Consider the following 10,579-nt stretch of genomic DNA (forward strand, 5'->3'; position numbering starts at 1 on the left):
AAGCTATGATTTTAAATAGAAAGTTGTTGTATTATCTGGTGTATGAAAAATAAGCACAAAAGCATGTAAATTACTTGAGAAGCTTTGAGGTGATTAAGTAGAGGCAGCATTAAGATATTTAAATTAGTACAAATGACTTGTGTTAATTTATACGGACTAGCTTCTCAAGAGTAAATGGAAAAAAGTATTGAATTTTAATTTTCTCAAGTTGGTTAATAATTAATTTAAAAGGGCAGGATGAATGATGAAAAACTTAAACAACATTGATGTTAATTAAACTATCAATTAATGTTTTACAAGAGGAATTGTCACCTGACCTTAAAACTAAAGGTTAGTTTTGTTAAGTTATATGTTTTCATAAAGAAAAATTAATTTTCTTGAATCTTACTTTTTTGATTCAGTTAGAAATGATGAGTAATAACTAAAGAACAAATTAAAATAAAAAACTGCCAGCACGCGAATAGGGCAGCTGACAGCATCGTTCTTATTTCTCTTTTAAATATTGAATGGAAGCTTCTTTAAAAATATCAATATATTTCAGATACATATCTTTTTCAATATATTCATCGATTTGATGTGCCATTAATGGATTACCTGGTCCAAAAATGGCTAAATCAACATTGTCCTTATTATCACCTAAGAAACTAGAGGCATCTGTTGCACCTACAAGCGCCGAAACAAATATATCGTCTTTGTCTACATAACTAGAAGCTACATCTTTAATCGTAGTAATTAATTTGCTATTTTTATCGCTTGTTACAGGTCGGTGATTGCTTGGAATATCGAGTGAAAGCTTATTGCTATCCACATTATTAATGATATTTTGGAAAAACGATTCTATAAAGTCGTTATCATACTCAGGAACTGGTCTTACGTTAAATTCAAGTGAAGCTTCATCTGGTACAGAGTTAAATTGTTTGCCGCCATTTATAATCGAACATACAGCTGTAAGACCAGATGCATAATTTGCATCCTCTTCAGAAATTTCTTTTCCTATCAATGATTTGAACATGGGTGCAACATCTAATTCATGTTTAGTATCATGTTTTTTAAGCTCTGAATATTTTTCTTTAAATTGATTATAAAATTCAAGCAGTGTATCAATTGCATTGTCACCAATAAATGGAACTGAGCTATGGACAGCTTTACCAGTTGCAGTTACTTTACATGACATAGACCCTTTATGTGCATAATAAATTCCTGATCCAGTTGGTTCAGCAATAATTAAGCCATCTACATCGTCTAAATAGCCTTTATCAGCCAATAATTTGGCACCTTCTTGTTCTTTCTCTTCGCCAGCAGTAGCTAGTAATCTTATCGTTCCTTGAGGTAATTGATTTTGTTCTTTTAATTCAATGAGTGTGATGACCAAAGCCATCAGACCGCCTTTCATATCTGTTGTGCCTCGACCATATAATTTGCCATCTTTTTCTGTGAGTTGAAAAGGGGGATAAGTCCAATTATCTTGATTTCCTGCATCAACAACATCCATATGACCACTCAATGCGAGTATAGGTGAGCCGTTACCGATTTCTGCAACGATATTGGCGCGGTGTTCATTAACTTTCAAAATTTCAGATTTAATATCGTACTTGTCGAATAAATCTGTTAAATAATTACAAACGTCTATTTCATTATTATTTTCAGTTTGTAGTTCAACAATATCTGCTAGTAATTGAATTTTTTCTTTTTCACTAAAAGTTGTCATTAAGCTCACACCTTTTCAAAGTAGTATATATATTTATATAAACATAATTTTTATTCTTAAACATAATTTAAAATGCAGAAAGTAGCGTGTTATTTGATTTCGTTCTATGAAATTAACTGTCTAGTATCAACGATCTTATTAACACTGATATCGGGTATGCTCAATTTTATAGTAAATTGTATCAGAAAGATGCAGGATATTATTTAGCTAATAATTATATATAAATTTCAAATCGATGGTTATTAACTACTAAATAAAAATATTTGCTAAATTAATGACTTTGTACACACATTATTTTTAAAGAGGATAAAGTATTTAATAATATTAACAAAATCATTTAATAAATAGTTAAATATATATTCTCTATTTTTGTGATATTATTCACATGTCGATACATATCAACAAATATCAATCATACGAAAGAAGGTTATAACAATGAAAAATAAAAAACGTGTTTTAATAGCGTCATCATTATCATGTGCAATTTTATTGTTATCAGCAGCAACGACTCAAGCAAATTCAGCTCATAAAGACTCGCAAGACCAAAATAAGAAAGAACATGTTGATAAGTCTCAACAAAAAGAGAAACGTAATGTTACTAATAAAGATAAAAATTCAACAGTACCTGATGATATTGGGAAAAACGGTAAAATCACAAAACGAACTGAAACTGTATATGATGAGAAAACAAATATACTCCAAAATTTACAATTCGACTTTATCGATGATCCAACTTATGACAAGAATGTATTACTTGTTAAAAAACAAGGCTCAATTCATTCAAATTTAAAGTTTGAATCTCATAAAGAAGAAAAAAATTCAAATTGGTTAAAGTATCCAAGTGAGTACCATGTAGATTTTCAAGTAAAAAGAAATCGTAAAACTGAAATACTAGACCAATTGCCGAAAAATAAAATTTCAACTGCGAAAGTAGACAGTACATTTTCATATAGCTCAGGTGGTAAATTCGATTCAACTAAAGGTATTGGACGAACTTCATCAAATAGCTACTCCAAAACGATTAGTTATAATCAGCAAAATTATGACACAATTGCCAGCGGTAAAAATAATAACTGGCATGTACACTGGTCAGTTATTGCGAATGACTTGAAGTATGGTGGAGAAGTGAAAAATAGAAATGATGAATTATTATTCTATAGAAATACGAGAATTGCTACTGTTGAAAACCCTGAACTAAGCTTTGCTTCAAAATATAGATACCCAGCATTAGTAAGAAGTGGCTTTAATCCAGAATTTTTAACATATTTATCTAATGAAAAGTCAAATGAGAAAACGCAATTTGAAGTAACATACACACGAAATCAAGATATTTTGAAAAACAGACCTGGAATACATTATGCACCTCCAATTTTAGAAAAAAATAAAGATGGTCAAAGATTAATTGTCACTTATGAAGTTGATTGGAAAAATAAAACAGTTAAAGTCGTTGATAAATATTCTGATGACAATAAACCTTATAAAGAAGGATAATATTGAAAGGGCGGATTACTAATGATTAAACAATTATACAAAAACATCACAATTTGTAGTTTAGCAATATCTACTGCATTAACTGTATTTCCGGCAACTTCTTATGCAAAAATTAATTCTGAAATTAAAGCTGTTTCTGAGAAGAATCTTGATGGTGATACTAAAATGTATACACGTACAGCTACAACAAGTGATAGTCAAAAAAATATTACTCAAAGTTTACAATTTAATTTCTTAACTGAACCTAATTATGATAAAGAAACAGTATTTATTAAAGCAAAAGGTACAATTGGTAGTGGTTTGAGAATTTTAGACCCAAATGGTTATTGGAATAGTACATTAAGATGGCCTGGATCTTATTCAGTTTCAATTCAAAATGTTGATGACAACAATAATACAAATGTGACTGATTTTGCACCAAAAAATCAGGATGAATCAAGAGAAGTTAAATATACGTATGGTTATAAAACAGGTGGAGATTTTTCGATTAATCGTGGAGGCTTAACTGGAAATATTACAAAAGAGAGTAATTATTCAGAGACGATTAGTTATCAACAACCATCATATCGTACATTACTTGATCAATCTACGTCACATAAAGGTGTAGGTTGGAAAGTAGAAGCACATTTGATAAATAATATGGGACATGACCATACGAGACAATTAACTAATGATAGTGATAATAGAACTAAAAGTGAAATCTTTTCTTTAACACGAAATGGAAATTTATGGGCGAAAGATAATTTTACGCCTAAGAATAAGATGCCTGTAACTGTTTCTGAAGGGTTTAATCCAGAATTTTTAGCTGTTATGTCACATGATAAAAAAGATGAAGGTAAATCAAAATTTGTTGTTCATTATAAAAGATCAATGGATGAGTTTAAAATAGATTGGAATCGTCATGGTTTCTGGGGCTATTGGTCTGGTGAAAACCATGTAGATAAAAAAGAAGAAAAATTATCAGCATTATATGAAGTTGATTGGAAGACACATGATGTGAAGTTTGTAAAAGTACTTAATGATAATGAAAAGAAATAAGTAATAAAAGTTGCCTGCTACATAGAATGTAGTAGGTAACTTTTATTTATATTTGAGTAGATAGATTTATTATAATGTGCAGTGTATGAATCTTGTTTGAGTGTAGAGTAAAGACTTGTATTAATGAAAAATTAAAGTTGTTAAGATGATTTTATTAAAATGTAAGTCAATTCAAATTTTAACAATATAACTCGCTTCGACCTTTTAGAACGAAGCGAGTTATTAGTTAGTTGAGCACTATTTACTATAGGCTTTGATTGGATAATGATCTGAAAAATCATTGTAAACGTAGTAATATGGGAACGCATATACATCCCATGGCTTAGGTTTTTCAGTCACAACTTCATTGACTAATTGTTTTGGTTGTTTATGATCTTTATCTGTAAATATATAGTCTAAATGTTCTGGTTTACCATTAGGGTAATTATATTTCGCAATTGAATTTGATTGAGGGTCCCATGTGCTATTATGACCTGCATATAGAACATCATTTACATTCAAGTTTTTAAGCATATCTTTGAACTCTGGAGTGCCTTTATTAACATTAAGGTCACCACCTATATATACCGTTTCATCTTTAGGGATATTTTTCTTTTTAACAAAGTCACTGATTTCTTTCATTTGTTCAGCTCTAATTTTTCGATCATGTCCAGCACCACAACGTGAATCTTCAGATTGTGTATGTGTACCGATAACATGAACGTTCTTACCATTTTTCTCTATTTTTGTATAAACAAAGCCTTTGTTGCTATCATTATCGAATCCACAACCGCTTTTGAAAACATGCTGGATTTTTTCTTTAATAGGATATTTACTTACAATCGCTACGCCACCATCTTCTGCAACAGTTGATGAGTAGCTACCTTCAGTTTTGTCCCACCCTGATTGAGAACGGCCGAGTACAGGTGTTTGATAAGGATATTCTTTTTTCACATTACTTAATAATTTGTCTGATGCACCATTATCAAATGCTTCATTGAATATTACGACATCATTATTTTTAATATAAGAAGATTGTCCGATTAAATCAGCGCGTTTATATTGCCCCCAGTTTGGATACATAGAAACCTTGTAACAACAGTATTTATTGGGTTTGGAGTCCCTAATGGGTCCCTAAATTACATACTTTCTAAAATTTTAGTTGTTTTTTTGTCCTCTTCATTAAATTTTTCTTCTAACAAATGAGAATACACGGATGTAGTTTTTGCTATATTTTTATGACCTAATCTTTTAGAAATGTAATGTATAGATACACCTTTTGCTAGTAAATAAGAACAATGAGTGTGTCTTAATGCGTGCGATGTAATAATTGGTATATTATTGACTCTACAGGCTGATTTCAAAGCATTATTGATAGCATGAAGGTTAATTATAGATCCGGCTTCTTTGAAAATGTAACCATCATAGCTAATTGCAAATGTACTTATGACGTCCATAATGTGTTTCATATCAGATTTAGCGATACTGATATATCTAGGGGAAGTATCGGTTTTTCGCTCGTCAATAAATATAGTGTTTTTCACTTGGTTGATATGCTCAATCTTTATATTTCTTGCACCACTGACACGACAACCCGTACAAATCATTATGAATAGCGCTAATGATGAACGAGTTCTCTTCTTTCTGACGTGATCTTTTAGTATTTCATATTCAGTTACCGAGATGAATTTTTCTTGTTCTGACTTCGTAGGTTTTCCGGCTTTATAATTAACTTTATAAGCGGGGTTTTTAAAAATAAGTCCATCATATAATGCGTCATCTAAAGCTGACCGAATAGCACCGTTTGTTTTTCTTATAGTTTCTTTTGCGTGTTCTTTTGAATAGTCGTTTATGAATTTCTGATAAACTTGTCTATTTATCTTTGATAACTCCATTTTACCTATTTTATGTTTTTGTATATGTTGTAATGCATTTCTATAATGACGGTAGGTATTTTCTTTAACAACAGGTTGTTTATATGTTTTAATCCAATTTTCGAAGTATTCTGCAAGAGTTATATAGTTATCTATATTAAAACCACTTCTTAACTCATTTAACTTGTCTAGTCCAGCAGAATTAGCTTCACGCTTTGTTCTAAAACCTTTCTTACGGTATCTTTTTCCTTCATGCTTAAATTCATATTGCCATTTTTTACCATCGTAACAACGTGTTTTCATGCGTTCCCTCCTCAAAATTGGCAAAAAATAATAAGGGTAGGCGGGCTACCCAAAATTTAGTACTAGGTACTAAATATGTTATAATAAAATAAAAAGTAGGTGATAAGATGACTCAATTTCTAGGGGCGCTTCTTCTTACAGGAGTTTTAGGTTACATACCATATAAATATCTAACAATGATAGGTTTAGTTAGTGAAAAAAACAAGATTATCAATACTCCTGTATTATTGATTTTTTCTATTGAAACATGTTTGATATGGTTTTATACTTTTATAATTTTTAATAATGTTGATTTAAAAAATTTGAGTTTACTTCAGTTGCTTACAGGTCTAAAAGCAAATATTTGGTTTCTAATTATTTTTGTTTTAACAGTGCTTGTATTTAATCCTTTAATTGTTAAATTCATTATCTGGTTAATTAATGAAACAAGAAAGTTTATGAATTTGGATTGTATAAGCTTATTAGACAAAAGAGACAAGTTGTTTAATAACAACGGTAAACCAGTATTTATAGTTATTAAAGACTTTGAAAACAGAATCATTGAAGAGGGTGAACTTAAAACCTATAATTCAGCTGGTAGCGATTTCGATTTACTAGAGGTTGAGCGACAAGATTTCAAAGTATCTGATTTACCGTCAAACGATGAATTGTATATTAAACATACACTTGTAGACCTTAAACAACAAATTAAATTGGATTTATATTTAATGAATGAATATTAATCTTTTTTCTTAGCTTTTTCTGATAAAGTGCTTTTTAAGTTTTCGCTGGCACCCGGCTTTTCAAAACTTTTGTTTATTGGGTTACTACGAGTAGCTTCTTGTTTTTTGTTTTTATCCGCCATAAAATTCTCACCACCATTCAACGTCTACACTTGTAGGCGTTTTTTGATTAGTAAAATCATAATGAATCTTCTTTGGTTAACTTATCGCCATCTATTTTTTGTGAAATAAATTCCAAGTATTTACGCGCATTATGTGACGATAAATCTTTAGGTAACTCATAAGTGAATGGTTGATTACCACTAGTTAAAACTTCATATACTATAGTTTCTTTTTTTATTTTGCAATTAGTTATTTTCATTATAAACTTCCTTTCAAACACTGCTGAAATAGACGTCTTTTTTAAATAAGCATAATTAATACTTCAATTCTTTAATCCACATATATTTAAAAGTGAGGTAGTAGGTAATAAATATAAGACTTAAAGTTAAGATTGCTTTTTTCATGTCAATTTCTCCTTTGTTTATATTTATATTAAAGCGCTAAATATACGTTATTAATCACATTTTAGTTCTATCAGTAATTTTAGACTCCATAACTCTTTGACGTGACTCTTTAGCTTCTCGAATCATATCTTTAAATCCTTGACTGTCTATAAAAGATTTAGCTTCTTCTATTTGCTCTTGAGTTAACTCTTTACCACCGGTGTTAATGTGTAAGTGTTCAATTTCTTTATAAGAATTCATTTTTAGACTCCTGTTCTTCAAACTCACTTTTAGTTATAGGTAAATCGTTTTTCAATCTATAAGTCAGTTCTTCTTCTGTATAAAAGGGGATTTCAACCATTTCCCACTCTTCAATGTTAATGTCAACTTCTTTTAAATTCATTTTACTACCTCCTATAAAATAACTTTTCCAACTAACCTCACACTTTCATTATCATAAAAATGTAAATCTTTATACTTTTTATTTAAAGAAACCAACGTTAATCTGTTATCTTCTACATAAACCTTCTTTACGTAAGCATCTCCATTTATAATAAAGACGCCTATTTGTCCATCTTTGATAGTGTGAGATTTTTCAATGAATATAATTTGTCCATTTTTAAATAACGGCTCCATTGAGTCTCCATTTACTTTTAAAGCTATATCATGTGCGGGGACATAACCTCTTACGAATTCTTTTGAAATAGGCTCGTTATATAATCTTTCACCAATACCAGCAGACGCACAACCATATATATCCACTTCGGATTTTTCTTGAATGTAAGAATTGAAATCTACCAGATTATCACTGTCATTATTTTGCTCTTCTAATTGATTAGTCGCATATTTTAGTACATTGCTTTGTCTTGGAGGCGTGAGTTGAGATGATACGTTATGAATTTCTTCAATAATTTTCGAATCATCCATATCATGTATTAAATCTAAGGGTTTAACTCCAAAAACATTAGCTATTTCAGGTAATTTATCTAGTTTTGGACTTCTAATTCCCTTTCTCCATCTTGTGACTGTTGTTCTATTAACATCTACTAATTCTGCTAATTCACTATCACTCATATCTCTTTTGTTCATCAGACGTTCTAAATTCGAAGAAAATGAACTCATATTTTTATCTCCTTTAAACATATTATCTAACTAATAACTTCATTATATGCCTACAGTTCCAAAAATGCAACAAAAACATAAAAATATGTGTAGAGGCAAAAAAATATGTAAAAAGCACTTGCAATTTTGGAACATCAGGTGTAGTATTGTTTTCGGGAGGTGTTCCAAAAATGCACAAAGATTTATATAGCTCTAGAAAAGCGGCGAAAAAGAACCAAGACTTTATGGGGAGTTTGATTGGTGTTTCGGGTCAACAATACGGAAAAAGAGAACGCGGAGAGATTCCTATTAATTTAGATGAAGCGATGATTTTTTCTAAAGCTCTCGAAACACCTATACAAGAACTATTTCCAGAATATTTTTTTATTGAGCGAGTTCCAAAAATGCACAAAAACGAAATAACATCTTAAAAGGAGGACACTATGGAACAAATAACGTTAACCAAAGAAGAGTTGAAAGAAATTATAGCGAAAGAAGTTAGAAATGCTATAAAAGGCGAGAAACCAATCAGCTCAGGTGCAATTTTCAGTAAAGTAAGAATCAATAATGACGATTTAGAAGAAATCAATAAAAAACTCAATTTCGCAAAAGATTTGTCGCTAGGAAGATTGAGGAAGCTCAATCATCCGATTCCGCTAAAAAAGTATCAGCATGGCTTCGAATCAATTCATCAAAAAGCTTATGTACAAGATGTTCATGACCATATTAGAAAATTAACATTATCAATTTTTGGAGTGACACTTAATTCAGACTTGAGTGAAAGTGAATACAACCTAGCAGCAAAAGTTTATCGAGAAATCAAAAACTATTATTTATACATCTATGAAAAGAGAGTTTCAGAATTAACTATCGATGATTTCGAATAAAGGAGGAACAACAAATGTTACAAAAATTTAGAATTGCGAAAGAAAAAAATAAATTAAAACTCAAATTACTCAAGCATGCTAGTTACTGTTTAGAAAGAAACAACAACCCTGAACTGTTGCGAGCAGTTGCAGAGTTGTTGAAAAAGGTTAGCTAAATTCAACGGTAAGGATTTGCCCTGCCTCCACACTTAGAGTTTGAGATCCAACAAACACATAAGTTTTAGTAGGGTCTAGAAAAAATGTTTCGATTTCCTCTTTTGTAACAGTTTCAATTCCTTCATATCCTGGAAAAACAATTTTCTTTAAATCCGAAACATGTTTTTTTGAACCATCCTTTAAAGTAACTAGAAGTTTCATACTTATCACCTCCTTAGGTTGATAACAACATTATACACGAAAGGAGCATAAACATTATGGAAGATATGAAAGAAATTTATTCTTTAAAAATCCAAAAGAAGAATTTAAATAATAAACAAAAGAATTTAATGTCTGTAATTAATCAATGTATTGAACTAGAAAAGTTTTCTTACACCGAAATTAAAAAAGTTCTCTACCTAATTGATAGAGAACAAAAGTATTTAGCTAATAACCGCAGAAAAACATAAGTTAAAAATAATCTAACTCGGACTGCTGGCAATCTTCTAAATATTTTTCATACTGATTTTTAGTTCCGCCCAGAACGTATTCAGTATTGTAGTACGCTTGTCCATTATCCAAAATTTTAACTAATTTTGTACCAACATGAACGATATCCCAACCTTCTTTTAACAGATCGTTGGCTGCATCATTAGCTAAATCGTCATCGAAAGACAAAAGGTGATAGTAGTTTTTCATAATATTCACCTCCTTTCACTAGGAGATAACTAAATTATACACGAAAGGAGCATAAACAATATGCAAGCATTACAAACAAAATCGAACATCGGCGAAATGTTCAACATACAAGAAAAAGAAAACGGAGAAATCGCAATAAGTGCAAGAGAGTTATATA

Annotated in this window: 16 protein-coding genes and 2 pseudogenes; 8 read left to right on the forward strand and 10 right to left on the reverse strand. The window is 30.4% G+C overall.

What is annotated here, in order from left to right; all coding sequences use genetic code 11:
• Positions 1 to 484: 484 nt before the first annotated feature.
• On the reverse strand, positions 485 to 1,708 hold the full coding sequence (locus HMPREF3247_RS03725) for an ArgE/DapE family deacylase (RefSeq protein WP_000206642.1): 1,224 nt from the start codon (positions 1,706 to 1,708) through the stop codon (positions 485 to 487).
• 435 nt (positions 1,709 to 2,143) lie between these two features.
• Here HMPREF3247_RS03725 and lukH point away from each other — a divergent pair, with 435 nt between their 5' ends.
• Together lukH and lukG are read left to right on the forward strand one after the other, a co-directional pair.
• Positions 2,144 to 3,199, forward strand: coding sequence for a bi-component leukocidin LukGH subunit H (gene lukH / locus HMPREF3247_RS03730; RefSeq protein ID WP_000791418.1), 1,056 nt, complete (start codon positions 2,144 to 2,146; stop codon positions 3,197 to 3,199).
• Between the two features lie 21 nt (positions 3,200 to 3,220).
• Positions 3,221 to 4,237 carry a bi-component leukocidin LukGH subunit G gene (gene lukG / locus HMPREF3247_RS03735; RefSeq protein ID WP_000595393.1) on the forward strand — a complete coding sequence of 339 codons (1,017 nt, stop codon included), beginning with the start codon at positions 3,221 to 3,223 and terminating at the stop codon, positions 4,235 to 4,237.
• Positions 4,238 to 4,474: 237 nt separating this feature from the next.
• Here lukG and sph read toward each other — a convergent pair.
• A pseudogene (sph, locus tag HMPREF3247_RS03740) lies at positions 4,475 to 5,299 on the reverse strand (sphingomyelin phosphodiesterase); the annotation flags it as partial.
• 56 nt (positions 5,300 to 5,355) lie between these two features.
• Complete coding sequence (locus HMPREF3247_RS03745) at positions 5,356 to 6,393, reverse strand: tyrosine-type recombinase/integrase (RefSeq protein ID WP_064266692.1); 1,038 nt, start codon at positions 6,391 to 6,393, stop codon at positions 5,356 to 5,358.
• A gap of 107 nt (positions 6,394 to 6,500) precedes the next feature.
• On the opposite strand from HMPREF3247_RS03745, the gene HMPREF3247_RS03750 reads away from it, so the two are divergent.
• Positions 6,501 to 7,115, forward strand: a complete 615-nt coding sequence (locus HMPREF3247_RS03750) for a hypothetical protein (RefSeq protein ID WP_000191459.1) — start codon at positions 6,501 to 6,503, stop codon at positions 7,113 to 7,115.
• On the opposite strand, the gene HMPREF3247_RS03755 is transcribed toward HMPREF3247_RS03750, so the two are convergent.
• From HMPREF3247_RS03755 to HMPREF3247_RS03770, 5 genes are all read right to left on the reverse strand, one after another.
• Complete coding sequence (locus HMPREF3247_RS03755; protein ID WP_001013104.1) at positions 7,112 to 7,258, reverse strand: hypothetical protein; 147 nt, start codon at positions 7,256 to 7,258, stop codon at positions 7,112 to 7,114. The genes HMPREF3247_RS03750 and HMPREF3247_RS03755 overlap by 4 nt on opposite strands.
• A 35-nt stretch (positions 7,259 to 7,293) precedes the next feature.
• Entirely contained in the window at positions 7,294 to 7,476 is a 183-nt protein-coding gene (locus HMPREF3247_RS03760) for a hypothetical protein (protein ID WP_000705240.1), read from the reverse strand.
• 199 nt (positions 7,477 to 7,675) lie between these two features.
• Positions 7,676 to 7,861 carry a hypothetical protein gene (locus HMPREF3247_RS03765; protein WP_001089804.1) on the reverse strand — a complete coding sequence of 62 codons (186 nt, stop codon included), beginning with the start codon at positions 7,859 to 7,861 and terminating at the stop codon, positions 7,676 to 7,678.
• Entirely contained in the window at positions 7,848 to 8,003 is a 156-nt protein-coding gene (locus HMPREF3247_RS14820; RefSeq protein ID WP_001049399.1) for a hypothetical protein, read from the reverse strand. Before HMPREF3247_RS14820 ends, HMPREF3247_RS03765 begins: the two co-directional genes overlap by 14 nt.
• Before the next feature lie 11 nt (positions 8,004 to 8,014).
• Positions 8,015 to 8,722: a helix-turn-helix domain-containing protein gene (locus HMPREF3247_RS03770; protein WP_000094093.1), complete on the reverse strand. Its 708-nt coding sequence runs from the start codon at positions 8,720 to 8,722 to the stop codon at positions 8,015 to 8,017.
• 170 nt (positions 8,723 to 8,892) lie between these two features.
• Between HMPREF3247_RS03770 and HMPREF3247_RS03775 the strand changes: the two genes are divergently transcribed.
• Genes HMPREF3247_RS03775 through HMPREF3247_RS03785 form a run of 3 tightly spaced genes read left to right on the forward strand, consistent with a single transcriptional unit; the run spans position 8,893 to position 9,743 of the window.
• Positions 8,893 to 9,132, forward strand: coding sequence for a helix-turn-helix transcriptional regulator (locus HMPREF3247_RS03775; protein ID WP_000548578.1), 240 nt, complete (start codon positions 8,893 to 8,895; stop codon positions 9,130 to 9,132).
• 12 nt (positions 9,133 to 9,144) lie between these two features.
• Positions 9,145 to 9,588, forward strand: coding sequence for a hypothetical protein (locus tag HMPREF3247_RS03780; protein WP_000435360.1), 444 nt, complete (start codon positions 9,145 to 9,147; stop codon positions 9,586 to 9,588).
• A gap of 14 nt (positions 9,589 to 9,602) precedes the next feature.
• On the forward strand, positions 9,603 to 9,743 hold the full coding sequence (locus HMPREF3247_RS03785; protein ID WP_000939495.1) for a hypothetical protein: 141 nt from the start codon (positions 9,603 to 9,605) through the stop codon (positions 9,741 to 9,743).
• Here the strand turns inward: HMPREF3247_RS03785 and HMPREF3247_RS03790 are convergent.
• Complete coding sequence (locus HMPREF3247_RS03790) at positions 9,736 to 9,945, reverse strand: hypothetical protein (protein WP_000772137.1); 210 nt, start codon at positions 9,943 to 9,945, stop codon at positions 9,736 to 9,738. The genes HMPREF3247_RS03785 and HMPREF3247_RS03790 overlap by 8 nt on opposite strands.
• A 56-nt stretch (positions 9,946 to 10,001) precedes the next feature.
• Here HMPREF3247_RS03790 and HMPREF3247_RS03795 point away from each other — a divergent pair, with 56 nt between their 5' ends.
• Positions 10,002 to 10,193: a hypothetical protein gene (locus HMPREF3247_RS03795; protein WP_000389905.1), complete on the forward strand. Its 192-nt coding sequence runs from the start codon at positions 10,002 to 10,004 to the stop codon at positions 10,191 to 10,193.
• Position 10,194: 1 nt separating this feature from the next.
• On the opposite strand, the gene HMPREF3247_RS03800 is transcribed toward HMPREF3247_RS03795, so the two are convergent.
• A complete protein-coding gene (locus HMPREF3247_RS03800; protein WP_000801108.1) occupies positions 10,195 to 10,422 on the reverse strand; it encodes a hypothetical protein in 228 nt (75 codons plus the stop codon).
• A 60-nt stretch (positions 10,423 to 10,482) separates the two neighbouring features.
• On the opposite strand from HMPREF3247_RS03800, the pseudogene HMPREF3247_RS14225 reads away from it, so the two are divergent.
• Positions 10,483 to 10,579, forward strand: a pseudogene (locus HMPREF3247_RS14225) (oxidoreductase); the annotation flags it as partial.

Source organism: Staphylococcus sp. HMSC36A10 (assembly GCF_001838845.1).
Taxonomy (GTDB): domain Bacteria; phylum Bacillota; class Bacilli; order Staphylococcales; family Staphylococcaceae; genus Staphylococcus; species Staphylococcus aureus.